Here is a 25,014-nt window from a genome sequence, read left to right on the forward strand (position 1 = left end):
CGTCGAGTGGTCTCAGCATAGGTGATCGGCTCGGGCCGACGGCACCGGAGTCAGGGCTCCCCGCGTCGGAGTTCGGCCGAGCGCCCGATGAGCTCGGGGTGCATCGCGAGGATCACGTTCGCGAGGGCGAACGGCGACGTGACGGGCTCGCCGAGCGCCTCCTCGATGCGCGTGAGCCGGTATCGGATCGTGTTCGGGTGCACGAAGAGCGCCTCCGCGGTGCGGGTGACGTTCTGCTCCGCCGCGAGATAGGTGATCAACGTCTCCCGGAGCTGCGGCGACGCGATCTGCGCCAGGGTCCGCTCGATGCGCTCCCGGAGCTGCCGCGCGTCGACGTGCGAGAGCAGCCAGGTCGAGAGGTCGATCCGGTCGATGAGCACGGGCCCGATCTCGCTCGGGATCCCGGCGGCGCCGCCCCACTGCCGCGCGATCCCCAGCGCGGTCTCCGCCTCGCGCACGCACTCGGGCACCGCCGACAGCGCCGACGACGGCGCGGAGGCGCCGAGCAGGAAGTCGCGCGAGGTGAGCGCCATCCACTGCGCGCTCGCCTCGGACTCCGGGATCAGCGCGGCGATGGTCGCGGGCGAGTCCATGTCGGCCCGGCGGAGCATCGTGAGGAACGGCAACCCCTCCGAGCGGGCGCGCCCGATCAGCCCGGAGAGGTGCGCGTCGGTCGCCGAGCCGCCCGTGAGCGGCGCGAGCTCCAGAGCGCGGATCGGCGCGTACGCTGGAAAGCGGAACTGCGCGAGCCGGCTCCAGAAGCGGTGCTCGCGCGCGGGAAGCACACCGTCGTGCAGGGTCGCGATGAGCTGCTCGTTGTCGCGGCGATCCCGCTGCGTCGCGCCGTACTGGATCCCGTGCACGGCGCCGAGGAGCCGCTCCGAGGTGTCGAGCAGCAGCTCGCCGATCTGGTCGAGCGTGTCTTCAGCGCGGCTCGCGATCGCGATGACGTGCACCCCGTCGCGGAGCGCGACCCGGCGGGTGCGCACGTACCACCGGCCGATCTCGATGCTGATCTCACGCCGGTTCGTCGCCGCGACCTCGTTCCAGATGAGCTGCGTGGGGGCCTCACCGGTGCTCGCGACGACCGACCCCTCGAAGTCGTAGATGATGGCGGTGCCGCGGCAGATGGTGCTGATCCGCGACGCGAGCGCGCGCACGGGATCGGTCGCCGAGACCGCCGAGATCAGGGTGTTCGTGATGTCGAGGGCGGTGTGCAGACGCTCGAGCTCGTCGAGGGGTGGTGCGGAGTCAACCATGCCGGATTCCCTCACGGATTGTGTGAACAGGACGTTTCAGGACTAAATTCTCGACGGTTTTTGGAGAAATCACAAACGAGTTCCGTGAAAGCTTCGTATTCTCTAGTGACCCTCGGGGCGGAGCGCACGAAGGTTGGAGGCATCCGGAACTCAACGAGGAACTTCAGGAGGACCCATGAGCAGTGTTCGTGTCGCAGTCGACGTCGGGGGAACATTCACCGACGTCTGCATCTTTGACGACGAGACGAAGCAGATGCGCGTCACGAAAGTGCCGTCGACACCGAGCGATCCGATGATCGCGGTGATGAACGGAGTGGAGCGGGGCGACATCGACCTCAGTGAGGTCTCACTCTTCTCGCACGGCACGACGGTGGCGACGAACGCGTTGATCACCCGCAACTTCCCGGCCGCCGCGCTCGTCACCACCCGCGGGTTCCGCGACGTGCTCGAGATCCGCGACGGCACCAAGGACGACCTGTGGGACGCGTACAACGACGTGTCCGCGCCGTACATCCGCCGCCGGGATCGCTTCGAGGTCACCGAGCGGATCGACTTCAGCGGCAACACGGTGCAGCCGCTCGACGAGGCCGAGGCGCGCTCGCTCGCCGAGCTGCTGCTGCGCCGCGGGGTGAAGACCATCGCGGTCTGCTTCCTGAACTCCTACGCGAACCCCGCCCACGAGACCCGGATGCGCGAGATCCTCGAGGAGGTCATCCCCGACGCGACGGTGTCGACCTCGGCCGAGATCCTGCCCGAGATCTTCGAGTACCCGCGCTTCAATACCGCGGTCGCGAACGCGGTGCTCGCGCCGCTCGTCTCCGGGTACGTGAACCGGCTGGCGGATCGGCTCCGCGATGGCGGTTACCAGGGCGACCTGCTGCTGCTGCACTCGGGCGGCGGATCCATGACCCCGCGCCTCGTCGAGAAGTTCCCCGTGCGGCTCGCCGCGTCGGGCATCGCGGCCGGCGCGATCTCCGCGAAGCACATCGCCCAGCAGTGCGGCTACGACAACGCCGTGAGTCTCGACATGGGCGGCACCTCGACCGACATCGCGCTCGTCGCCGACGGCGAGCTGCGGGTCTCGCAGGAGTGGCAGGTGGAGTACGGCCACCCGATCATCTTCCCCTCGATCGAGGTGCTCACGATCGGCGCCGGCGGCGGATCCCTCGCGCACATCGACATCGCCGGCTCGCTCCGCAACGGCCCGCAGTCGGCCGGCGCGGATCCCGGACCCGCATGCTACGACACCGGCGGCGATCAGCCGACGAACACCGACGCGAACGTCGTGCTCGGGCGCCTCGGCACCTCGCTCGCGGGCGGCGTCAAGCAACTCGACCGGTCGCTCGCGGAGGAGGCGATCCGCCGGGTCGTCGCCGAGCCGCTCGGCATGGGACTCGAGGAGGCCGCGCAGGCGGTCGTCTCGGTCGCGAACGCCAACATGGCCGACGCCGTGCGGCTCGTCTCGATCCGACGCGGCTACGATCCGCGCGACTTCGCCCTGCTCGCGTTCGGCGGGGCCGGGGCGCTCCACGGCGCCGACGTCGCGCGCGAGCTCGGGATCCCGACCGTGATCGTGCCGCCGAACCCCGGTGTGACCTCGGCCATGGGCTGCCTGCTCGTCGACATCCAGCACGACTTCGCGCAGATGTACACCGGGCTCGCCTCCGCCGCGGATGAAGAGGGGATCGAGCAGGCGTTCCTCGGACTCGAGGGTGAGGCCTCGGCCCGGCTCCGGCACGAGGGCGTGTCCGACGAGAACGCGCTGCTGCAGCGCAAGATCTCGATGCGCTACCGCGGGCAGTGGCGGTCGCTGCAGGTGCCGATGGGCTCCGGCCCGGGGGCGCTCACCCGGGCGGTGCGCACCTTCCACGAGCAGTACGAGCGCGAGTTCGCATTCCGGCAGGACGACGCCCCCGTCGAGGTCTACCAGCTGCACGTCGCTGCGGTCGGCAAGACGCCGAAGCCGTCCTTCCGCCCCGCGGAGCTCGTCGAGCAGGAGCCCGGCGCCGCCGCCGAACGCCGCGCCGTCTACTTCGGCGACGACGGCTGGCTCGACACTCCGGTCTACGACCGCACGGACCTCGCGGCCGGCACCGCCTTCGCCGGTCCCGCGATCCTCAATCAGCTCGACTCCACCACCGTCGTGCCGCCGCACACCCGGGCGGAGATCGACGAATGGCTCAACATCCGCATCCACCTCGAGGAGATCAACCGATGAGTGAAGCATCCGCACCGGCCGTCGGCGCCGCCCGACAGACCGCCCTCGACCCCGTGACGTTCGAGGTGTTGAAGAACGCCTTCGCCACGAGCGTCGACCTGATGAGCGAGCAGATCCTGCGCACCTGCTACTCCTTCGTCATCTACTCGCGCGACTTCTCGTCGGCGCTCTGCGATGCGCGGGGCAACACGGTCATGCAGGGATCGGGCGACATCGCGGTCCACGTCGGCACCCTCCACTTCCAGGCCAAGGCCGTCATCGAGGAGTTCGACGGCGACATTCACCCGGGCGACGTGTTCGCGATCAACGACCCCTACCGCGGCGGCACGCACTTCAACGACGTCTCGTTCGTGCGGCCGATCTTCTCGAAGGGGCGCATCATCGCCTTCGCGCAGAACAAGGGGCACTGGGCCGACATCGGCGGCAAGGTGCCGGGATCCTTCGACGTGTCGGCGTCGGAGCACTTCGGCGAGGGACTCCGGATCACCCCCATCCGGGTGTGGTCGGGCGGCAAGTTCCTGCACGATGTCGCCCAGTTGCTGGTCGCGAACACCCGCGCCCCGGAGCAGGCGCTCGGCGACCTGCACGCGCAGTCGGAGGCGACCGCGGTGTGCGAGCGCGAAGTGCTGCGACTCGTCGACCGCTACGGCACGGAGACGGTCGAGCTCGCGATGCAGGAGACGCAGGACTACGTCGAGCGCACCGTGCGCCGGCGGCTCGCGGACCTGCCGCAGGGCCGGTGGGAGACCGTCGACTACATGGACCTCGATCCGGGCAAGTCGGAGGGCCTCGTGCCCATCAAGATCGTCATGACGCTCGACGGCGAGGGGATCCACTACAACCTCGAGGGCAGTGCCGACGTCGTCGACACCTTCCTGAACTCCGGGTACGGCACCACGTTCTCGGCGATCTACGCCGGCACGAAGACCTTCTTCCCCGACGTGCCGCTCAACTCCGGCTTCTACGCCGCGGTGACGGCGGAGATCGGGCCCGAGGGCACCGTGGTGAACGCGGGCTGGCCGTACGCGGTCACGGGCTTCTGCTCGGGGCCGTACGAGAAGCTGATGAACGGGATCTTCGAGATCTGGTCGCAGATCATGCCCGAGCGCGCGATGGCCTGCGCGTTCAACCTCGAGTACCTGCTCGTGGGCGGGCGCGATGCCCGCAGCGAGGACAACCCGTACTTCATGTGGTACGACTGGATGGCCGGCGGCTGGGGCGGCCGATCCTCGAAGGACGGCTCCAACGCGACCGCGCCGGTGTTCGGCGTGGGCCTCGCGGTCCAGGCCTGCGAGGGGCAGGAACGGCTGACGCCCGTGCTGACCACGATGCATCAGATCGGCACCGACTCCGGGGGGCCCGGCCGCTTCCGCGGCGGCTGCGGCGTGGAGAAGGGCGGCACGCTCACCGACGCGGACGCCTCGGTCATGAGTTACTGCTGCGACCGCGCCCGCTCGATCACCTGGGGCATCGAGGGCGGTCTGCCGTCGATCCCGCACGGCGTCTGGCTGAACCGCGACACCGCCGACGAGCGGTTCCTCGGATCGGTGTTCTCCTCGGTGCCGGTGCAGCCGGGCGACACCTTCTACCGACCCTCCGCGGGCGGCGGCGGGTTCGGGGATCCGCTGGACCGCACCCCGGAGGAGGTGCTCGAGGACGTGATCGACGGCTACGTGTCGATCGAGCGCGCCGACGCGGACTACGGTGTGGTGATCACGGCGATCGATCCCGAGCTGGATCGGTACGAGATCGACCGCGACGCGACCGCGACGAAGCGGGAGTGGATCCGGGAGCACCGCGCCGAGTGGATCACGAGCGATGCCGAGGAGGTCGCAGCCAAGTACCGGGCGGGGGATCTCGGGCTTCTCGATGTGATCCGTCGGCACGGCGTGATCCTGGACTGGGGCACCGGAGAGCTCTTCGAGGAAACCACCCGGCAACATCGGGAGCAGATGTCCCGCCGCTCGGCGGCGCACTGGGCGGCGTAGACGGTCACTCGATCTCCCGCTCAATCCGGGGCGGGTCGCGGCTTCTGTGCGCCCCGCCCCCGGATCCCTTTTTGTGCAAGTGACAAAATTTAGCCTTCTCATTCCGGCTCACGCACAATACTTCTGAGCCTCCCGACTCACAACAATGAGATGGCGACGCACACTCACACCAATACCAATGGAGGTACGGACAGTGTCACTCAACCTAACCGGGAGCAACGACGACGTCGAAGCGACCGACACCCTGGCCCGCCAGGGAGACGATCAAGACCAGATGAGCCGCGGCCGCCTCACGATGGCGTGGTACGGCACCGCGAGCGCGTTCTTCTTCGTCTACATCGGCGCCGCGATGGCCTCGGCCTACGGCACGGTGAACGCCATCATCGGCATCATTCTGACCATCATCGTCTACGGGCTCATCAACGCGGTGCTCTCGCGCTACGCGATCAACAACCGCACGACCGTGGCTCAGTTCTCCCGGACCATCCTCGGCAACGCGGGATCCGCGATCGCGATGATCATCTTCGCGCTCATCGCGATCTACTACGCCGTGTTCGAGGGCTCGATCGTCGCGTACGCGTTCATGACGGCGTTCGGCGGTGAGATGTGGATGTGGAGCCTGATCGTCGTCATCTACTCGACGCCGCTCATCATCGGCGGCGTGCGCCGCTTCCTCGACAAGATCAACGGCATCCTCATGCCGATCTACTTCTTCGGGTTGGTCGCGGCCGTCGTGTGGGCGGGCGTGCAGTACGGGTTCACCGACGCGTGGATCACCCACGCGCCCGAGGTGCCCGTTCCGCTCTCGATGGGCGGCCCCGGCTGGCTCGCCACGTTCGCCGGCTACATGGGCGTGTGGATCATGATGATGTTCACCATGGACTTCGCCGCGCTCGGCAAGCGCAAGGACATCAAGTACCACCAGCGCATCACCTTCGGCCCGCTGTTCTACGTGCTCGCCTATGGCTTCTCCGCGTTCGTCGGGATCTTCCTGACCTTCACGATCCCGGGCCTCGAGGCCTCCGAGACCGGTCTCGCCGGTGGCCTCGTGAGTCTCATGGGCATCCTCGGTCTGATCGTCGTGATCGCGACGCAGACGCGTATCAACACCGCGAACTACTACCTCGGTGCCGCGAACCTGCGCGCCTTCGGCGAGAAGGTCTTCAAGATCAACATGCCGAACATCGTGTGGGTGCTGCTGTCGTCGGTGATCATCTTCCTGTTCATGCTGCTGCCCGTCGTGCAGTACCTGCTCATCGCGCTCGCCTGGCAGGGCGTGCTCGTGACGGCCTGGGTGGCGATCGCGCTCACCCACATCCTGCTCGACCGCTGGCAGCACCAGGAGCACGCCGCGATCGGCGACCAGCACTACAAGGCCTTCAACAACAACGGCCTGATCGCCTGGATCGTCGCGACGCTCGTGGGCATCGTGATGCTGCAGCTCGGCACCTTCAACCCGGAGCTCGCCGGCATCGGCGCGACCTGGGGCCCGATCCTCACGGCGGTCTCCGCGGCGCTCGTCTACGGGATCCTGTGGAAGGCGAACCCCGTGAGCCGAACGGGCCTCATCACGGTGGTGGGGACCTAGGCGCCTCGGCACCTGGGGCTCGGGAGCGGGGCGCCCGCCCCGCTCCTCCCACTCGGGCCCGGCCCCCTAGTACGGCTCGAGCTCCACGAGCCGGAGTGCCATGAGGCAGGTCGCGCGCCCGTCGAGCGTGTCGAGCGAGGTGCCGAGCAGCTCCTCGATGCGCCGCAGGCGATAGCTCAGCGAGTTGCGGTGGATGAACAGCTCCTCGCAGGTGCGCGACGGCTGCGCGTCGTTCCGCAGCCAGGTGCGCAGGGTGGGCAGCAACTCGGTCGCGCGCTGCTCGTCGTGCTCGAGGAGCGGCGCGAGGAAGCGCTCGGCCGACTCCCGGGCGCCCCGACCGGCCGCCGCCGCGACCACCGCGCTGAGCCCGAGCACGGGGGCCATGACCGGGGCCGTGACATGCCGGATCAGGTTGAGCGCGTGCACGAGTGCGAGCCGGAGCTCGTCGATGGTGCGCGCCGGGCCGCGCAGCACGAGCGGCAGTTCTGGCCGGATCCCGAGCAAACGCTCGGACACCTGGTCGAACTCCTCGCGCGGGAACTGCGCCAGCGCGACGAGCTGCTCGTCGAGCTCCGCCACCCGGACGTCGTGGAAGGTGTCGTGCAGGGCGACGCGCAGCTTCCACGCCGCGGCCGCGTGCTCCCCGCTCATGTCCGCGACGAGCAGCGTCGTCTCCGCGCGCCGGCTCAGTCCGAGCTCGTGGAACGCGTTGGCCACGTCGCTGCGCGTCGACTCCGACCACGCGACGCAGCGGTTGACGAAGCGGAGCATGTCCTGGTGGCTGCTCGCGTCCACGACCACCGAGCGATTCAGCTGCAGGGCGAGGATCGAGGTGACGGGAGCGAGCAGGGCTTCCACCTCCGCGGACGAGCCGTACAGTCGAACCGCGAGCTGACAGGAGTTGCTGAGCCCCATCGGGAGCGGCACGGTGATGGTGTCGGGTTGGGAGGCCCGCGCCGGGCCGGTCCGCCACGTCACGGACTCGGGGTACTGCGCGATCAGCGAGTCGAAGGCGTCGTAGACCGCGATCGGGAGTTCGAGCGCCGCGTACATCGCCGCGAGCAGGGTGGAGATCTCCGCGCCCTGGCTCGCGAGCCGGGCGCACTCGTCCGCGAGCAGCCAGCCGCGGTCGAGCAGCGCGATGCGCTCCGCCTGCAGCATGCTCTCGACGTGCTGGTCGATCTTGAGGAGCGGTACGGTCGTCGGCACCTCCAGCAGCGGGAGGTCGTGCGCGGTGCACGCGGCGATGAGTCCTTGGGGCAGGGTGGCGTGCGCCGCCCCGACCGCGAACGCGAGGGCGGCGACCGGCACGCGGGTGAGACGCTCGACGTAGCCGTCCCAGATGCTCTCCTCGGAGAAGTTCATGCCGATGCCGGACGTCAGGAGGAGCACATTGGGGTCGAGGAAGGGGGTGGGGTCGAGGTGTTCCGTCGGTGCGCAGCGCACGATCTCCTGGCTGAGCCGCTGCGGCCCCGTCGGCGTTTCGAGGCGCAACTGGAGGGAGTGTTCGGTCAGCAGATCAGCGACGCGCACGGCACCGTCCTCTCGCGATTGCACAATACAGCTCTGAAAATTCTTGCACTTGCATAATAACGCTCCTCGACCGCACCGCGTAGCTTGGAGGCCATGACTGCACAGCGAAGTGACTCGGTTTCGGTGAACTCGGATATGGGCGAGGCGTTCGGCCTCCACACCTTCGGCAACGACGCGGCGCTGATGTCGGTGATCGACGTCGCGAACGTCGCCTGCGGATTCCACTCGGGGGATCCCGGCACCATGGACGAGACCGTCCGGCTCGCGAAGCAGCACGGGGTCAGCGTCGGCGCTCACCCCGGACTCCCCGATCTCGTCGGGTTCGGCCGGCGTGAGATGAAACTCACCGCCGACGAGGTCGAGAGCCTCATCCGCTACCAGGTCGGTGCGCTGAGCGGATTCCTGCGCAAGTACGATCTGCCGCTGCACCACATCAAGCCGCACGGCTCGCTCTACGGCATGCTCGCCCGCGATGAGGAGCTCATGCTCGGCGCCGTGAAGGTGGCCCGCGACTACGGGGTCCCCGTGTTCGGGATCGCCGGCTCCGCGCATCAGCTGGTGGCCGAGCGTGAGGGTGTGGAGTTCATCGGTGAGCTCTACGTCGACCTCGACTACAACGCCGACGGCGGGCTCATCATCCTGCGTCAGCCGCACGAGACCAACATCGTCGCCGCCGCGGAACGGGCGCGCCGCGCGCTCGACACCGGCACGATCCTCTCGGTCGACGGCACTGAGCTGCCGATCACCTTCGGGAGCATCTGCGTCCACTCCGACACCCCGAACGCCGTAGAGGTCGCGAGCGCCGTGCGCGCCGTCGTCGACGGCTAGGCACCGGCCTTCGACGCCCGCGGGCGCACCTGTACACCCGCCGCGGCATCACCCCCAAACCCCCTGCACGACCCCCCCTGAAGAGAGCAGATTCCATGAGTTCACAGATCATCGCCCCCATCCCGGGTATCTTCTACCGCCGTCCGGCCCCGGACAAGGACCCGTTCGTCGAGGTGGGAGACACCGTCGAGGCCGGCCAGACCATCGGGGTCATCGAGATCATGAAGCAGTTCACCGAGGTGCGGAGCGAGGCCGCCGGTGTGGTGGCCTCCTTCGACGTCGAGGATCTCGGGATGGTGGGCCCCGGCGACGTCATCGCGACGATCGACTAGCCCCCGCAGCCCGCCCCATCGACGAGCTCCGACCCATCGAGTGAAGGACACACCTTGAAGAAACTGTTGATCGCCAACCGCGGTGAGATCGCTGTGCGGATCATCCGCGCGGCGAAGGAGATGGGCATCGCGACCGTCGCGGTGACGAGCGAGGCCGACCGCGACTCCAACGCGGCGCGCTACGCCGACGAGGCGGTCGTCATCGGTCCCGCCCCCGCCGGGCTCAGCTACCTGAATCACGACGCGGTGCTGGCAGCGGCCGCCCAGACCGACGCGGACGCCGTCCACCCGGGCTACGGATTCCTCTCCGAGAACGCGGCCTTCGCGCGCAAGGTGCAGGAGGCCGGCCTGATCTGGGTCGGACCGAATCCGGACTCGATCGATCTCATGGGCGACAAGGCCCGCGCACGGCGGGCCGCCATCGAGGCCGGCGTGCCGGTCCTCGCCGGCACCGACGGCGTGCTCGACGTCTCGGGCGACATCGAGGCGCTCGCCGACGAGATCGGCTACCCCCTCGTCGTGAAGGCCTCCGCCGGCGGCGGCGGGCGCGGGATCCGGCGCATCAATTCCCGCGAGGAGGTGCGCGGCACCGTCGAGGTCGCACAGGCCGAGGCGCTCGCCGCGTTCAACTCGAGCGACGTCTACTTCGAGCGCTTCGTGACCCATGCCCGCCACGTCGAAGTGCAGGTCTTCGGCGACGGCGAATCCTGGGTGCACCTCGGCGACCGCGACTGCTCGATGCAGCGCCGGCAGCAGAAGGTCATCGAGGAGGCACCGGCGCCCGGGCTGCCCGACGACCTCCGCGAGCAGATGCGGCAGACCTCGGTCGAGCTCGCCCGCCAGACCGCCTACACGGGGGCGGGGACCGTGGAGTTCCTCTACGACCCCGCGCGGCAGGAGATCGCCTTCATCGAGATGAACACGCGCCTCCAGGTCGAGCACCCGATCAGTGAGGCCATCACCGGCATCGACCTCGTGCGCGAGCAGCTGCGCATCGCCGCGGGCGAGCGCCTCGGGTACACGCAGGAGGACATCCGGCTCGACGGTCACGCGTTCGAGTTCCGAATCAATGCGGAGGATCCCGACAACAACTTCATGCCGAGCCCCGGGCTCATCGAAACCCTCGACCTGTCGGGCGGACCGGGCGTGCGTGCCGACTTCGGCTTCAGCGCCGGCCAGACCGTGGTGCCGTTCTACGACTCGCTGCTCGGCAAACTCGTGGTCTGGGACACCGACCGCGAGCGCGCCCTCGCGCGAGCGGCCCGCGCCCTCGACGAGACGCTGATCGAGGGCATCAAGTCTACGGTTCCGCTCATGCGCCGCCTCATCGCACTCGAGGAGTTCCGCTCCGCGAGCCATCACACGACCACCATCGAGTCGGCCTCGGGCCTGTGAGGAGATCAGCATGACCCTGTCGGAACACGCACGATACACCTGGGGCGGTGACGAGTTCCTCCTCGTCGAGATCGCCCCCGACATGTCACTCGAGGCGAACTTCGTCGCCAACGCCATGGCGGCGGGCCTCGAGGAGCGAGCCCTCGCGGGCATCGTCGACATCTGCCCGGCGAACGCGTCGCTGCTCATCCGCTTCGATCCGGACGCGCTCGATCACGAGGAGCTCGAGCGCACCGCTCGCGCACTCGAGGCCGAGGTGAAGCAGGCGACGGTGCAGGAGCTGGAGACCCGCATCATCGAGGTCCCGGTCTGGTACGACGACCCGTTCACGAGCGAGACCGAGACCCGCTTCCGCGAGGGCTACCACCAGCGGCCGGAAGGCACGGACCTCGACTACAGCGCGGAGGTGAACGGCCTCGCGAACGCCGAGGAATTCATCCGGCGTCACCACGAGACGCCCTGGCTCGTCTCGATGGTCGGCTTCGTCGCGGGCTTGCCGTTCCTCTTCCAGCTCACCCCGCGCGAGCGCCAGCTCGAGGTGCCGAAGTACCTGAGCCCGCGGACGGACACTCCGCCGCTCACGCTCGGCATCGGCGGCTGCTTCACGGCGCACTACTCGGTGCGGGGCGCGGGCGGCTACCAGATGCTCGGCATCACGCCGAGCCCGATCTTCGACCCCGAGCAGAAGCTCGCCGACTTCTCCGATTTCATGGTGCTGTTCCGCACCGGCGACATCGTGAAGTATCGCCCGATCGACGAGGCGGAGTACCACGAGATCCAGGCCGAGGTCGAGGCCGGGACGTACCGCTACCGGCAGGCGCCCGTGCGCTTCACGCTCGCCGAGGCCCTCGCCGATCCCGACGGCTACAACCGCTCACTTCTGGAGGCTCTTGATGTCGCTTGAGATTCTTTCCCCCGGACTCGCCACGACGGTGCAGGATCGCGGCCGCTTCGGCTACTACCGATTCGGGATCCCGCAGGGCGGGGCGATGGATCAGTACGCGGCGACGCTCGGCAATCGGCTCGTCGGCAACACGGCGGACGAGGCCGTGCTCGAGTGCACCTATCTCGGGCCGAAGCTCACGGTGGACGCCGACACCGTGGTGGCGATCACCGGAGCACCGGTCGATGTGCTCGTGAACGGCGAGGCCGCCCCGCAGTACGAGCGCGTCTCGCTCGCCGCGGGCGATGAGCTCTCGTTCGGCATGCTCAAGGGCGGCTCGAAGTTCTTCATCGCGGTCGCGGGCGGCATCGACGTGCCCGAGGTGCTCGGGTCGCGCTCCACCTATCCCATCGGCAAGATGGGCGGGTTCGAGGGGCGTGCGATCCAGGCGGGAGACGTCCTCCCGGTCGGCGCACCGGTCGATTCCGGTCTGCCCGTGCTCGAGTCGATCCCCGAGGAGCTGCGTCCGGACTACGCGCGCGAGGTCACCGTGCGCATCATGCTCGGGCTCTACGATCACAAGCTGACGGACGAGGGGCTCGCGAACCTCACCGAGGCCGAGTGGACCCTGACCCCGGTGGCGGATCGCATGGGGCTCCGCTTCGACGGCCCGGGAGCGTCCTGGAAGCAGGAGGAGCAGCCCTTCGGTGCGGGGCAGGATCCCTCGAACATCACCGACGCGGGCTACGCCGTGGGCTCGATCCAGATCCCGGGCGGCACGCAGCCCATCGTGCTGCACTGCGACGCGGTCTCGGGCGGCGGCTACGCGCAGGCGGGCACCGTCATCAGTGCCGACATGGATCTCTTCGCGCGCATGGCGCCCGGTTCCACGGTCCGCTTCGTGCCGGTGTCGATGGAGGAGGCGCTCGCCGCTCGCGCCGAACGCCGCGCCCGCATCGAGCGGGTCTGGTCGTAGGGAAAGGGGAGACATGCCACTCGTCACCATCAAGATGTTCGAGCACCGCCTGCAGCAGGATCCGGAGCTCGCGGAGCGTCTCGCCGTGGCGATCGACGAGGTCGTCGCAGCGCACTGCACCGGACCGGAGGGCGCCCGCCCCGACACCTGGGTCGTGGTCGAGGGCGTGCCGCGCACGCAGTGGACCTTCAACGGGTCGACCCGATAGGCGGAGTCGTGGTGCTGCGGGATCCGACCGGGGGGTCTCCGGTCCCGCAGCATCACAACTCGAAAACGAGACGGTGTCGAAGATAGGACTCCGGTGAGGGATGCGCCAGGATGGGGGGAGGAGCCGCGACAGGGGTCGGGGCACATCATCAAGGAGTATTCCCATGTCCTCTCCGGAGACCACTCTCATTCAGCGCGCCGGCGACGGCGTCCGCACCGCGATCGGCGTCGGCGGCCTCATCGCGGTCGTCCTCGGCCTGCTCATCATGTTCTTCCCGCTGAAGTCGGGCGAGGTCGCGCTGCAGATCGTCGCCGCGGTCGTGGCGGCCTACGCGCTCGTCGTCGGCGTCGTCTACATCGGCTCGTCGATCTTCAGCCGTACCCTCGGTGGCTGGGCCCGCACGGGCCACATCGTGCTCGGCCTGCTCTACATCGTCGGCGGCGTCATCATGATGGTGAACCTGGGAGCGACCGCCGTGGTGCTCGCCATCTTCCTGTCGGTGACGATCGGCATCCTCTGGCTCTTCGAGGGTGTGCTCGCGCTGACGGTGCTCAAGCAGAGCTCGAACAAGGTCTGGACCGTCGTCTACGCGATCATCAGCATCATCGCCGGTGTCGTGCTGCTGTTCTCGCCGTTCATGGGCGCCATCACGCTGTGGCTGCTGCTCGGCATCTCCATGGTGGTGCTCGGCATCGTCCAGGTGGTGCGCGCGTTCTCGGTGAAGCCGAGCGCGGTCTAGGGCGTCTCCGTTCGCCCGCTGGGGCGGTGCGTCAGCGCATCTGCTCCAGCGTGGCCGCGGTGATGGGATCGCTGCCCGCGGCCAGGGTGATGTACTTGCGCAGGATCACGAGCGCGGCTGACGCCTTGTCGAACTCCGCCGCGACGAAGCGGTCGGAGCCGATGAGCGCGAGCGCCTCCGAGGCGACCATCACCGCTCCCTTCAGCTGATCCTGCTGGTTCGCCGGGATCGCCGCCCGCAGCTCCGCCATCGACGTGAAGAGCGGCAGCACGAGCTGACCGTTGGTGGAGCGGATCGTGCGCACCCGCGGCCCGCGCTTCGTCGAGGTGCCGGTGACGTCGATCACGAGGTAGCCGTCGCGCAGCGCGGTGAGGAACGCGGCCAGGTGCGCGTAGTCGGGGGTCTCCTGCAATGCCCGCAGCGCGGTCTGCACCTCCGTGTTCGCGTAGTCTGCGTGCACACCATCGGGAATCTGCGCTTGAGCCATGCATCTAGCCTACGGCGCGTGGGCCCGGTGCTCCCCCTCAGCCGCGGCATCAGCCCCGACCCGCAACCTCAGCCCGAGATTCTCAGTCCTCGTCTTCGCCGATGCCGCGCGCCGCGAGCGCCTGCCCGGTCAGCTGCGCGTGCGCGACGGTGCGGATCGCGAGCGGCACCACGAGGGCGCGCGGATCCCGCTCGAGCCCGCGGGCCCGGGCGGCGGCGCGGGTCTCGCGCGCGATCCCCAGAATGCTCGGGATCGCGGTGATCATGAGCGAGAACGACAGCGCGACCCGATCCGGCCGCACGCCGAAGCGTCGCAGCGGCTGCAGCGACCAGGTGATCGTGTCGAGCATGTCCTCGATCCGGGTGCTCGCCGTCACCGCGCTCGCGGCGAGGATCAGCGCGAAGAGATCGCCCACCACCTCGAAGCCGCGCTCCCACCCCTGCTGCCAGGTCTGGAACACGAAGAGCGGAACCGCGATCAGCAGGAACCCGCGGGCGACCCGCCAGAAATCCCGACCCCGCAGCCCGGCGACGATGGCGAGCGCGGTCGCGATCCCGAGCGCCACGGCCGCGCTCGGTGCGCCCGGCACCCAGACCACCGCCGTCGCGAAGGCGAAGAGGCCGAGGAGCTTCGCGCCGGGTCGGAGCCGATGCAGCGGTCCAGCGCCAGCGATGTAGGCGCCGAGCGGGCTGACGGCACTCACGCGTGCGCCCGGTAGTGCGCGACGGCCGCCTCGGCGGGCCCGTCGAAGACCACCCGGCCGTCCTCGACGACCAGGGTGCGATCGGCGCGAGCGGCCAGCTCGAGATCGTGGGTGACGATGATCACCTGCTGGGGGAGCGACATCAGCAGATCCCCGATCGCGCGGGAGTTCCTGAGGTCGAGGAGTGTGGTGGGCTCATCGGCGACGAGGATCGCCGGGTCGGTCGCGAGCACGGACGCGATCGCGAGCAGCTGCTTCTGCCCCCCGGAGAGCGTGTGCACGCTGTGGTCGGCGAGGCGGTCGATCCCGAACCGCTCGAGCGCGGCCAGTGCGGCGGCCTGGCGAGCGACCGGATCTCGGTGGGCGCGGCGGAGGGAGAGCGAGACGTCCTCCACGACGGTCGGCATGATGAGCTGCGCCGAGGGGTCGGTGAAGACGAAGCCCACCTTCCGGCGCACGGCGGGGCCGTCGCGCCTGGTGTCGAGGGCGGGGTCGCCGGAGGCGGTGATCGTGACGCTGCCGGCGCTGGGTTCGACCAGGCCGTTGCAGAGCCGCGCGAGCGTGGATTTGCCCGAGCCGTTGCCGCCGATGATCGAGATGCGCGGCTCGCCGAGCGTGAGGTCGGTCGGGTGCAGGATCGTGACCGCGCCGCTCGAGGTCGGCGCGGTCACGGTGGCTCCGCGGAGTTCGATCACCCGGCGATCCTACTCGGCGGTCGTGGGGGTCGCCGGTGCCGTCGGTGCCGCGGTCGCCGCAGCCGAGGCCGGGTTGGCGCGGCGGCGCTCCGGCAGCAGCCCGGGGAAGGCGCGGTGCACCGCGGTGGCGACGAGGGCGACGAGCAGGGTCTTCACGAGGTCGCCCGGCCAGAAGGCGAGGTCGAAGACGAAGGCGGCGCCCACCGTCATGTCGGCGCGCCAGGCGAGGCCGAGCGGGCCCAGGGTGTGGATGAACACGAGGTTCGCGACGAGCCCGGCGAGGAATACGAGCGGGATGCTCGTGGCGATCCGCTGGCGCGGCAGGCGCTCGACGATGAACCCGGTGAGCCAGGCCGCGAGCGGGAACGCCACGAGGTAGCCGACCGTCGGCCCGGCGAACGGGGCCAGGCCCGCGGTGCCGCCGGAGAAGACCGGCAGGCCGGCGGCGCCGACCGCGAGGTAGAGCAGCACCGCCAGCAGGCCCCGGTTCGCGCCGAGCACGGCACCGGCGAGGATGACCGCGAAGGTCTGAAGGGTGAGCGGTGCGGGACCGAGTGAGATGCCGGGGATGATCGAGCACACCGCGATCAGCGCGGCGAAGGTGGCGATGAGGGCGAGATCGGTCGCGACGTTGCGTCGGCGGGGCGGGGCGGGAACGGCGGCGGTGCCGGGGGTGTCGGCGAGGGTCACGGTATCTCCTGGGTGGGTCGTGGGGCGGGTCGGGGATCCTGGGTCGAGGCGATGCTGCAGTGCAGACCCCTCGGATCCCGCCAACCTGAACAGTGTTCTGGTGAACGGTGTTCAGGTTAGCGCTAGACTGGGGTGATGCGCAACAGCCGAGCCGACGTCGTCGCTGCGGCGCTGCGGGTGCTCGAGGTGCAGGGGCTCGAGGGATGCTCGATGCGTCGGGTGGCGGCCGAGCTCGAAGTGCAGCCGAGCGCGCTCTACCACCACGTGCCGAACAAGCAGACGCTGCTCGCGCTCATGGCCGACGAGATCGTCGGGGGAGTCGGCGAGCCGGCGTGCGCCGCGGCGGGGTCGGTGAGCCCGGGCACCGGGGCTGACGCCGGATCGTCGGTCGAGGGATCGTCGGGCGCGGGATCAGTGGCGGCCGGATCACCGGGCGCAGACCCTCGGCGGATCTGCCAGGCGCTTCGGGACGCCATGCTCGCCGTGCGCGACGGGGCCGATGTGGTCGCGACGGCCTCGGCCTTCCGCTTGGGCGCGTCGGCGGTGGAGAACCGGCTCGCCGCGCTCGTCGGCATCGACGGTGCGCGAACGCTCCTCCTCTACACCTTCGGGCAGGCGCAGGCCACGCAGACGCATCGTCAGGCGGCGGCGTTCGGTGCGCTGCTCACCGGCAGCGGACCGGCACCGGCAGCGGCCGATCGGACGGACGTCGATCCGGAACCTGCGGCCGCAGCCGATGCGGAGCCCGAGCCCGGCATCGATCCCGCGCTCGACCTCGATGCGTCGTACGCGCGGGGGATCGACCTGATCCTCGCCGGACTCGGTGCGACGAAAGCGGCGACTAGCCCTCGCCGTTGAGCTTCTGGATCTCGCGGTCGATCGCGCTGTCGGAGATCGGTTTGCTGCCCGGGCCGTACGCGCCGATCCCGGTGAAGAAGAGGGCGATGGCGAACCCGATCATGGGCCAGGTCGGCCAGTAGTAGGTGCGGTAGCCGCTCATGAGCCAGATGACGTTCATGATGATGGCGATCACGCCGAAGACCAGCAGCAGGTTCCAGAAGTCCCGCTTCGCCTTGATCCGCTTGCGGGCGACGTCCCTGATGTCCTCGTTCATGCCACAAATGTAACGAACATCCGGCGTGTTGACTACTGATTCGCGGTGCCTCGCGGTGCCTCGCGGGGGCGGAGTGCCCGGCGCGTGTGCGATCCGGACCCCGGATTGTTAGCCTGTGAGCATGACGGAGCCGAATCGGCAGTCGCGCGGGATGGCGCTCGCGGTCGTCGTCGTGGTGCTCTCTGCTCTCGGGATGCTCATGACGATTGCGACGCTGGCTGACCAGTCGTCGTGGGGCGCGGCGCTCGTCGTCGGCATCCTCGGCCCCATCGGTGCGATCGTGCTCGCCGGACTCGGGGTCGTGGCGGCGACGCGGGCGCAGCGCACCGGAGTGCGGGTGACCGCGGGGGTCGGGATCGCGCTCGCGGCCGTAGGGCTTGTGCTGTCGATGCTGCTCTGGGCGCCGTAGGGGGCCGGGGCTATGCGGGGTCGCCGGATCCGGGATCTCCCGGCGCCGGACCTGTGATCCCCGGGCTCCGGGCTCTCAGCGCGAAAATGCCCCCGCGCCACATCGACGGAGCACGGGGGCGGGCCTCGCACCTGAGAGCTGCGCGACCGGGCTCCACGTTACTGAGGCCGTGTTTCGGGGTGATGACCTGTCGGTTACGCGGGCGGGTGTGGGATCGGCGTGCGTGAGACGATAGCGATATGGCGTCGACGTTCACCATCACCACAGAGGGGCCCATCGATGTCGACGCGGTGTTCTCGCGCTCGCTCGACATCGGTCTGCACATCAGGTCGATGGCGCACTCGAACGAACGTGCCGTTGGAGGTGTGACGAGTGGTCAGATCGGTCTCGGTGAGTGCGTCACGTGGAGGGCACGCCACTTCGGCGTGTGGTTTACCATGACGTCGCGGATCACCGAGCTCGAGCGGCCTCACCGCTTCGTGGACGAGCAGGTTTCCGGACCGTTCAAGATGTTCCGCCACGAGCACAGGTTCGAACCCACGTCGGCCGGGACGCGCATGACGGACACGCTGACCATTGCGTCGCCGGTGTTCGGGATCATCGCGGAGCGCCTCGTCTTGGTGCCGTACCTCAGGCGGCTCATCACGGCTCGGAATCGGGTGGTCGTGGCGATCCCGGACTGAGCGCAGCCGGCTTCATTGAGCGAATGTTGAGGATTCACACTTAGCACTCTCAGGGTTCGAGTGCTAATCTATCTTCACTTGAGTCAACATCACTCAAGTTTCAGCAATGGAAGGAGATTGATTCAGTATGGCATCGTATTTTGACCCTTTCACGGAGCTCAACCGCCTGACGGGGAGCGTGCTCCAGGACCGATCCGCACCTCGCGCCATTCCGGTGGACCTCTACCGTGAGCCGGAACGCTACGTGCTGAACGCCGACATGCCTGGTATCGACCCCGGGAGCATCGATATCGATATCGACGGCCAGCTCCTCACCCTCCGTGCGCACCGGACCAGCAACACTGCCGAGGGTGTGAAGTGGCTGTCGCGCGAGCGGCCGGGTGGCAGTTACCTTCGCCAGTTCAGTGTCGGCGAGGGAGTCGACACCGAACGCATCAGTGCGTCGTATGACAACGGCGTCCTCAGCGTCATTCTGCCGCTGAGTGAACGGGCCAAGCCGCGAAAGGTCGCTGTCGAGTCGACGCCGCGCTCGGCGGATGCATCACTCGTCGCCTGACACGCACCCCTCGATCCAGGTGGGTGGGGCTCCGTCACCGGGGCTTCATCCGCCTGGAGCGATCCGCATGTCGGTTCCCGACAGCGCCGTCCTGCCGCGACCGGTCGCCGGCCGACGAGACGCAGAAGGGGATCCCGCGGGCGCGATGCGGGCCCCGCCCAGCGCCCGGACGCTCCGGCCACACGGTCGATCTGCAGCACTGCTCAGAACAGGGTGTTCTTGTCCTCCATGCCGCGCATCTCGTCGTAATCGAGCACGAGGCAGCGGATCCCGCGATCCTCGGCCAATGTCCGCGCCTGCGGCTTGATCTCCTGGGCCGCGAAGATGCCCTGCACGGGGGCGAGCAGCGGATCCCGGTTCATGAGCTCGAGGTACCGGGTGAGCTGCTCCACGCCGTCGATGTCACCCCGGCGCTTGATCTCGATGGCGATCGATCCGCCGTCCGCGTCGCGGGCGAGGATGTCGACCGGGCCGATCGCGGTCATGTACTCGCGGCGCACGAGGGTGTGGCCGTCGCCGACGCGTTCGATCTGCTCCGCGAGGAGCTCCTGGAGGTGGGCCTCGACACCGTCCTTGATGAGTCCGGGATCGACCCCGAGGTCGTGCGAGCTGTCGTGGAACACCTCGAACAGAGAGACCACGAGCTTGTCGGCGGTCTTCTTGTGCGTGACCTCCCACGCCTCGACGATGCCCGCGGCGACCTGATCCTCGTCGAGATCGAGCGGCGCGAGCGTGCACGGCGGGCTCATCCAGTTGAGCGGTTTGTAGGAGCCGCCGTCGGAGTGCACGAGGATGCTGCCGTCGTTCTTCAGCATGAGCACCCGCTGCGCGCGAGGCAGGTGCGCGGAGAGTCGCCCCGCGTAGTCCACAGAGCAGTCAGCCACAACGATTCGCACCGGTTCAGTGTAGTCGGTCCGGCCGCGCGACGGGCGCGACCTCGCTTCCTGGCGTGAGCGATTTCTGGAGTGATGTGGCGTGTCTTCACCAGAAATCGCTCACGCAAGGAGGCCCAGCTCACGCAAGGAGGCGCAGCTCACGCAAGGAGGCCCAGCTCACGCAAGGAGCCGGGCTCACGCAGCAGGTGGAGCCTGGGGAGCCGGGCGGGGGCGCTCTGTCTCCGGGTCGCGCTTCGGCTCGCGCGCCGCGCCCGCCACAAATGCGCTGAGCAGCGCGATGCCCACCAGCGCCCAGAACGCGGTCAGCAACCCGATGTGCTCGCCGAGGAACCCGAACGCCATCGGGCCGACGAGCATCGCCGTGTACGCGATCGCCGAGACCGCGGCGACGTCGCGCACGGCGGTCTTCGGGTTGTCGGCGGCCGCCGAGATCCCGACCGGGAACCCGAGCGCGCACCCCACACCCCACATGAGCGTGCCGATCACGATGCCCCAGGTGACGGGCGCCAGGATCACGATCACCACGCCGATCCCGCACAGGATCGCGCCGCCGCGCAGCACCGGCACCCGCCCGAAGCGGCTGAGGATCATGGACCCGACGAGACGGGTTCCCGTCATCGACACGTAGAAGATCCCGAGCATCAGCGCGCCGACCTCGTTCGCGAGCCCGCGGCCGTCGGCGAGGGAGAGCGGCAGCCAGTCCGCGGCTGTGCCCTCGGCGAGGCTCATGCTCATGGCGATGAGCCCGACGAGCAGGATGCGGGGATCTCGCCACGGGCTGTGGGGCCGGATCGGGTGCGCCGCAGCCGACGCCGCAGCCGCTTCGGCGGGCACGGGCAGCGGGATCGGCCCGGAGTGCGTCGTCACCGGCGTCGCCGCATCGGCGCCGCTCGTCTCGGAGTCCGGTGGAATCAAGCGGAGCGAGAACCCGCCGACGACTACGATGAGGAGGAACACCGCGGTCAGGTGCACCGGTACGGGGATCGACCACATCTCGGCGAGCGCGCCGATCCCCATCGCGCTCACACTGCCGAGGCTGAATCCCGCGTGCATGAGCGGCAGGCGCGGCTTGCCCAGCGCGCGCTCTGCCGAAGCGCCGCTCACGTTCATCGCCACGTCCGAGGTGCTGAAGGCGAAGCCGTAGCAGAAGAGCACCGCGAGGCCCGGGATCAGTGCGCCACTCCAGATCAGCGTCGTGGCGAGGGGCATGGCGATCGCCTGGGCGACGACCCCCAGTGCGAGCGCTCGGCGCGAGCCGAGCTTCGAGATCGTGCGGCCGGAGAGCATGAGGCCGACGAGCGATCCCACCGCGAGGCAGAGCCCGTACACGCTCATCTCGAACGTGCTCGCGCCGACGTGATCCCGCACCGCGGGCAGTCGGGACAGCCAGCTGCCGAAGCCGAGCCCGAGCAGCGTGAAGATGAGCAGGATGCCGTTCACCCAGCGGGAGACGGCGTCGTGCGCGGACGCAGGGCGCAGATTCACGATGCCCCTCTCGCTCGTCACGGCACCGGATCAGCGTATCAATGCCGGGGGAGGACGGGAAGCTGCCCACCGCCGACCCCGCGCCCTACGATGAGTTCCATGCAGGACATCGGAGAGGCTCGCGTCGGCGCGTCCGGACGCACGCGGGATCGGGCGAGGCGGGGGCCGCGCCTGGCCGGACGGTTCGGGGGAGTCGCCGCGGTCGCGGCTGCGGCACTGGTGCTGAGCGGCTGCGGCCTCGAACCGGGATTGCCCGGGGAGGTTCGGGATCCCGCCGCGGTGGAGACCGCGCCCATCGATGCGGGGGCGCAGGTTCGGGACTTCTCCGCCGTCTACGAGCAGACGATCGATTGGCGCGACTGCGGCGAGGGGGACGGCCTCGATCGGGTCATGACCGAAGCGCTCACGGACGGGGGGATCGACGTCGACGGCATCGCCTGCGCCGACATCCTCGCACCCTACGACTGGACCGACCCGTCGAACCCCGACACGATCGAGCTCGCTGTGGTGCACATCCCGTCGACGGGCGACGGCGACCTCGGCACGATGCTCGGCAACCCGGGTGGGCCCGGCGCCACCGGCGTCGACTTCATGCTCGGCATGCCGCTCTCGCCGGGGTTCGATGCGGTGCTGGAGCACTACGACCTGCTCGGGTTCGACCCGCGCGGGATCGGGCGCAGCACCCCGCTCGACTGCGACGGTGCGGGATCCCAGCTCCGCGTCGTCCAGCTCGGCGCGTGCATCGCCGACAACCCCATCGCCCACACGATGGGCACCTCGCAGGTCGCCCGAGACATGGAGCTGCTGCGGCACCTGAGCGACGACGAGCGGCTGAACTTCTTCGGGTACTCTTACGGCACCATGCTCGGCGCGACCTACGCGACCCTGTTCCCGGAGCGCGTCGGGCGGATGGTGCTCGACAGCGCCGAGGATGCGCAGTGGGCGAGCCCGATCCACAACTTCGAGCAGCAGGTGGCGATCTCGAATGCGACCGTGGCGCTCGCCACGGCGTGCCGCACCGAGTACGAGGACCAGGTCGAGGTCTGCCCCTTCGTCGACGAGGACAGCCTGCTGCGGGTGATCGCCCGGCTCGACGAGGATCCCCTCGTCGCGAGCGACGGCACCGAGATCCCGGGCTACCTGCTGCAGAGCACTCTCTCGGACGCGCTCTACCAGAGCCACTTCGATCGCGGCCGCACGCTCGACACCATCGCACTGGCGCTCTTCGGCGATCAGGAGGCCATCGACAGCATCGGGTCCGCATTCGCGGGCGATGAATCGGGGCTCGACCTGGCGATGGACATCGTCTCTTGCCACTCCTTCCCGATCGAGCCGGACGTGCCGGGCCTGCTGGAGCACATCGAGCAGACGGGCATGCCCCGCCTGCTCGGTGGCCCGGAGATCACTGACGAAACACTGGCCCCGTTCGTCGACCTGTCCTGCTACGCACTGCCGGAGAGCGGACTCGACATCACCGACGCGTTCGACGCGACCGGGGCCGACCCGATCCTCGTGATCGGGGTCACCGGAGACCACGCCACCCCGTTCCAGTACGCCCAGGTGCTGACCGACGAGCTCGGCGATGCCACGCTCCTCACCCTCGATGGCCAGGGACACGGGGCGTCGTACACCGGTCGGTCGACCTGCGTCGACGACGCGGTCACCGACTACCTGCTGTCGGGATCGATGCCCGCGCCGGGAACCGTCTGCACCGACGATTGAGTCGGCATGGGGACCGACGAGTGAGTCGGCCGTTCTGTCGGTGCCTCGTCCACTAGGATGGACCATGTCCAACTATGGGGTGGAGGTACGGGTGTTCGAAGCATCTCAGGCGCGTTCGCGCGCAGTCGTTCGGCGGGGTGCCGCGGTCGTGGCGGCGCTCGCCGCAGGGGCACTGGCGCTCAGCGGATGCGCGACAGCGCCCGACGCGTCCGAGAGTGCACTGCAGGCCGAACGGTTCCCGGGGGTCTACGCACAGACCATCGAGTGGGGCGCGTGCGGCGAGGACTTCGGGCTCGGGGACGCCCTGTCGACCGCCCTCGATGAGCGCGGCGCTCCGATCGAGTCGATCCGGTGCGCCATGATCGAGGCGCCACTCGACTGGAATGCTCCGACGAGCCACGAGACGATCGAGCTCGCGGCGGTCCACATCCCGTCGAGCGGGACCGGTGAACCGATCGGAACGCTCCTCAGCAACCCCGGTGGGCCCGGCGAGAGCGGGCTGTCCCTCGCGCTGCAACTCACGACGACCCCGGGGTTCGACGACGTCCACGCGCAGTACGACATCCTCGGCTTCGATCCGCGCGGCATCGGCCGGAGCACTCCCGTCGAGTGCGACGCCGTCTCGACCCTGAAGGAGGTGAACCTCGCGACGTGCGCGGCCGAGCACCCGATCGCACTCAGCATGGGGACCTCGCAGGTGGCGCGCGACATGGATCTCTTGCGCGCGCTCATGCACGACGACCGGATGCACTACGTCGGCTACTCGTACGGCACGATGCTGGGAGGGACGTACTCGACGCTCTTCCCGGAGCGCGTCGGGCGCATGGTGCTCGACAGTGCGGCGCCCGGCAACTGGGCGAGTCCGATCGGCAACTTCAACCAGTCGATCGCGATCGCAGACCAGCTGAACGCGCTGCTCGACGACTGCGGGACGCGGTACGAGGTCTCGTCGTGTCCGCTCGACAGTCAGACGTTCCCCGAGACCACCGCCGCGCTCGATGCGGCCCCGCTCATCGCGAGCGACGGCACGGAGGTGACGGGCGACGCCCTCGTCAGCTCCCTGATCTCGGCGCTCTACCAGCGGCAGGTGGGGCGCGAGCTCTCGCTCGAACTCGCGGCGGCGGTCGTGTCGGGCGACCAGAGCGCCATCGATGCGCTCGCCGCCGAGATGAGCGGGGGCGGCAGCGCGGTGACCCTGGACGGGACGATCGTGAAGTGCCACTCGTTCCCCGCCGACCCCGACCTGGTGGGCCTCCTCGAGCGCATCGACGAGACCGGGATCCCGCCGATCCTCGGGGGACCGGACGTCACCGACGACTCACTGCGCGACCTCGTGAGCATGGCCTGCGATGCCCTGCCGAACAGCGGCGACGACATCACGGACACGTTCAGCGGGTCGCCGGACGCGCCGATCCTCGTCATCGGCATCACGGGCGACCATGCGACGCCCTACGCGGGGGCGGAACGGCTCGTGAGCGAGCTCGGCAATGCGCGGCTGCTGACACTCGAGGGGACGGGGCACGGCGCCTCGTTCATGAATCGCTCCACGTGCGCCGATGACGTTGCGACCGACTACCTGCTGTCGGGTGAGCTGCCGCCGAAGGGCACGGTCTGCACCGACGACTGA

General features: G+C 69.1%; 25 protein-coding genes. 16 read left to right on the forward strand and 9 right to left on the reverse strand.

The window, feature by feature from the left end:
- Positions 1-50: 50 nt before the first annotated feature.
- A complete protein-coding gene (locus MUN76_RS11230; RefSeq protein WP_244684718.1) occupies positions 51-1,259 on the reverse strand; it encodes a PucR family transcriptional regulator in 1,209 nt (402 codons plus the stop codon).
- 175 nt (positions 1,260-1,434) lie between these two features.
- On the opposite strand from MUN76_RS11230, the gene MUN76_RS11235 reads away from it, so the two are divergent.
- The 3 genes from MUN76_RS11235 to MUN76_RS11245 all read left to right on the forward strand — a co-directional run bounded on the left by MUN76_RS11235 (position 1,435) and on the right by MUN76_RS11245 (position 7,053).
- Positions 1,435-3,477, forward strand: coding sequence for a hydantoinase/oxoprolinase family protein (locus tag MUN76_RS11235; RefSeq protein WP_244684719.1), 2,043 nt, complete (start codon positions 1,435-1,437; stop codon positions 3,475-3,477).
- Positions 3,474-5,465: a hydantoinase B/oxoprolinase family protein gene (locus MUN76_RS11240; protein ID WP_244684720.1), complete on the forward strand. Its 1,992-nt coding sequence runs from the start codon at positions 3,474-3,476 to the stop codon at positions 5,463-5,465. The genes MUN76_RS11235 and MUN76_RS11240 overlap by 4 nt, the downstream gene beginning before the upstream one ends.
- 193 nt (positions 5,466-5,658) lie before the next feature.
- Positions 5,659-7,053: a purine-cytosine permease family protein gene (locus MUN76_RS11245; protein WP_244684721.1), complete on the forward strand. Its 1,395-nt coding sequence runs from the start codon at positions 5,659-5,661 to the stop codon at positions 7,051-7,053.
- A gap of 66 nt (positions 7,054-7,119) precedes the next feature.
- Here MUN76_RS11245 and MUN76_RS11250 read toward each other — a convergent pair whose 3' ends face one another.
- The gene (locus tag MUN76_RS11250; protein WP_244684722.1) at positions 7,120-8,586 is read right to left on the reverse strand and encodes a helix-turn-helix domain-containing protein; all 1,467 of its coding nucleotides are present in this window, start codon (positions 8,584-8,586) and stop codon (positions 7,120-7,122) included.
- A 93-nt stretch (positions 8,587-8,679) separates the two neighbouring features.
- Between MUN76_RS11250 and pxpA the strand changes: the two genes are divergently transcribed.
- The 7 genes from pxpA (at position 8,680) to MUN76_RS11285 (ending at position 13,947) form a co-directional block, all read left to right on the forward strand.
- Positions 8,680-9,414 (forward strand): 5-oxoprolinase subunit PxpA, encoded by a 735-nt coding sequence (gene pxpA, locus MUN76_RS11255; protein WP_244684723.1) that lies wholly within the window; start codon positions 8,680-8,682, stop codon positions 9,412-9,414.
- 95 nt (positions 9,415-9,509) lie between these two features.
- Positions 9,510-9,746, forward strand: coding sequence for an acetyl-CoA carboxylase (locus MUN76_RS11260; protein ID WP_244684724.1), 237 nt, complete (start codon positions 9,510-9,512; stop codon positions 9,744-9,746).
- A 54-nt stretch (positions 9,747-9,800) separates the two neighbouring features.
- Positions 9,801-11,141 carry an acetyl-CoA carboxylase biotin carboxylase subunit gene (locus tag MUN76_RS11265; RefSeq protein WP_244684725.1) on the forward strand — a complete coding sequence of 447 codons (1,341 nt, stop codon included), beginning with the start codon at positions 9,801-9,803 and terminating at the stop codon, positions 11,139-11,141.
- Positions 11,142-11,151: 10 nt separating this feature from the next.
- Positions 11,152-12,045: a 5-oxoprolinase subunit B family protein gene (locus MUN76_RS11270; RefSeq protein WP_244684727.1), complete on the forward strand. Its 894-nt coding sequence runs from the start codon at positions 11,152-11,154 to the stop codon at positions 12,043-12,045.
- On the forward strand, positions 12,035-13,000 hold the full coding sequence (locus MUN76_RS11275; RefSeq protein WP_244684729.1) for a 5-oxoprolinase subunit C family protein: 966 nt from the start codon (positions 12,035-12,037) through the stop codon (positions 12,998-13,000). The genes MUN76_RS11270 and MUN76_RS11275 overlap by 11 nt, the downstream gene beginning before the upstream one ends.
- A 13-nt stretch (positions 13,001-13,013) precedes the next feature.
- The gene (locus tag MUN76_RS11280; protein WP_244684731.1) at positions 13,014-13,208 is read left to right on the forward strand and encodes a tautomerase family protein; all 195 of its coding nucleotides are present in this window, start codon (positions 13,014-13,016) and stop codon (positions 13,206-13,208) included.
- A 163-nt stretch (positions 13,209-13,371) separates the two neighbouring features.
- A complete protein-coding gene (locus MUN76_RS11285; protein ID WP_244684733.1) occupies positions 13,372-13,947 on the forward strand; it encodes an HdeD family acid-resistance protein in 576 nt (191 codons plus the stop codon).
- 31 nt (positions 13,948-13,978) lie between these two features.
- Here MUN76_RS11285 and MUN76_RS11290 read toward each other — a convergent pair whose 3' ends face one another.
- The 4 genes from MUN76_RS11290 to MUN76_RS11305 all read right to left on the reverse strand — a co-directional run bounded on the left by MUN76_RS11290 (position 13,979) and on the right by MUN76_RS11305 (position 16,522).
- Complete coding sequence (locus tag MUN76_RS11290; protein ID WP_244684735.1) at positions 13,979-14,434, reverse strand: SseB family protein; 456 nt, start codon at positions 14,432-14,434, stop codon at positions 13,979-13,981.
- An 82-nt stretch (positions 14,435-14,516) separates the two neighbouring features.
- Entirely contained in the window at positions 14,517-15,137 is a 621-nt protein-coding gene (locus MUN76_RS11295; protein WP_244684737.1) for an energy-coupling factor transporter transmembrane component T family protein, read from the reverse strand.
- Positions 15,134-15,832, reverse strand: a complete 699-nt coding sequence (locus MUN76_RS11300) for an energy-coupling factor ABC transporter ATP-binding protein (RefSeq protein ID WP_244684739.1) — start codon at positions 15,830-15,832, stop codon at positions 15,134-15,136. The genes MUN76_RS11295 and MUN76_RS11300 overlap by 4 nt, the downstream gene beginning before the upstream one ends.
- A 9-nt stretch (positions 15,833-15,841) precedes the next feature.
- Positions 15,842-16,522: a biotin transporter BioY gene (locus MUN76_RS11305; protein WP_244684741.1), complete on the reverse strand. Its 681-nt coding sequence runs from the start codon at positions 16,520-16,522 to the stop codon at positions 15,842-15,844.
- A gap of 135 nt (positions 16,523-16,657) precedes the next feature.
- Between MUN76_RS11305 and MUN76_RS11310 the strand changes: the two genes are divergently transcribed.
- On the forward strand, positions 16,658-17,380 hold the full coding sequence (locus MUN76_RS11310; protein WP_244684743.1) for a TetR/AcrR family transcriptional regulator: 723 nt from the start codon (positions 16,658-16,660) through the stop codon (positions 17,378-17,380).
- On the opposite strand, the gene MUN76_RS11315 is transcribed toward MUN76_RS11310, so the two are convergent.
- On the reverse strand, positions 17,364-17,636 hold the full coding sequence (locus MUN76_RS11315; protein WP_244684745.1) for a 2TM domain-containing protein: 273 nt from the start codon (positions 17,634-17,636) through the stop codon (positions 17,364-17,366). The two genes, MUN76_RS11310 and MUN76_RS11315, sit on opposite strands and share 17 nt — an antisense overlap.
- Before the next feature lie 121 nt (positions 17,637-17,757).
- On the opposite strand from MUN76_RS11315, the gene MUN76_RS11320 reads away from it, so the two are divergent.
- The 3 genes from MUN76_RS11320 to MUN76_RS11330 all read left to right on the forward strand — a co-directional run bounded on the left by MUN76_RS11320 (position 17,758) and on the right by MUN76_RS11330 (position 19,284).
- Positions 17,758-18,045 carry a hypothetical protein gene (locus MUN76_RS11320; protein WP_244684747.1) on the forward strand — a complete coding sequence of 96 codons (288 nt, stop codon included), beginning with the start codon at positions 17,758-17,760 and terminating at the stop codon, positions 18,043-18,045.
- A 239-nt stretch (positions 18,046-18,284) separates the two neighbouring features.
- Positions 18,285-18,728: an SRPBCC family protein gene (locus tag MUN76_RS11325; protein WP_244684749.1), complete on the forward strand. Its 444-nt coding sequence runs from the start codon at positions 18,285-18,287 to the stop codon at positions 18,726-18,728.
- A 127-nt stretch (positions 18,729-18,855) separates the two neighbouring features.
- On the forward strand, positions 18,856-19,284 hold the full coding sequence (locus MUN76_RS11330) for an Hsp20/alpha crystallin family protein (protein ID WP_244684751.1): 429 nt from the start codon (positions 18,856-18,858) through the stop codon (positions 19,282-19,284).
- Positions 19,285-19,487: 203 nt separating this feature from the next.
- Here the strand turns inward: MUN76_RS11330 and nucS are convergent, their stop codons facing one another.
- Complete coding sequence (nucS, locus tag MUN76_RS11335; protein WP_244684753.1) at positions 19,488-20,180, reverse strand: endonuclease NucS; 693 nt, start codon at positions 20,178-20,180, stop codon at positions 19,488-19,490.
- A gap of 174 nt (positions 20,181-20,354) precedes the next feature.
- Positions 20,355-21,665: an MFS transporter gene (locus tag MUN76_RS11340; protein WP_244684755.1), complete on the reverse strand. Its 1,311-nt coding sequence runs from the start codon at positions 21,663-21,665 to the stop codon at positions 20,355-20,357.
- A gap of 99 nt (positions 21,666-21,764) precedes the next feature.
- Here MUN76_RS11340 and MUN76_RS11345 point away from each other — a divergent pair, with 99 nt between their 5' ends.
- Entirely contained in the window at positions 21,765-23,387 is a 1,623-nt protein-coding gene (locus tag MUN76_RS11345; RefSeq protein WP_244684757.1) for an alpha/beta hydrolase, read from the forward strand.
- A gap of 64 nt (positions 23,388-23,451) precedes the next feature.
- A complete protein-coding gene (locus MUN76_RS11350; protein ID WP_244684759.1) occupies positions 23,452-25,014 on the forward strand; it encodes an alpha/beta hydrolase in 1,563 nt (520 codons plus the stop codon).

It is taken from the genome of Leucobacter rhizosphaerae, from assembly GCF_022919175.1.
Taxonomy (GTDB): Bacteria; Actinomycetota; Actinomycetes; order Actinomycetales; family Microbacteriaceae; genus Leucobacter; species Leucobacter rhizosphaerae.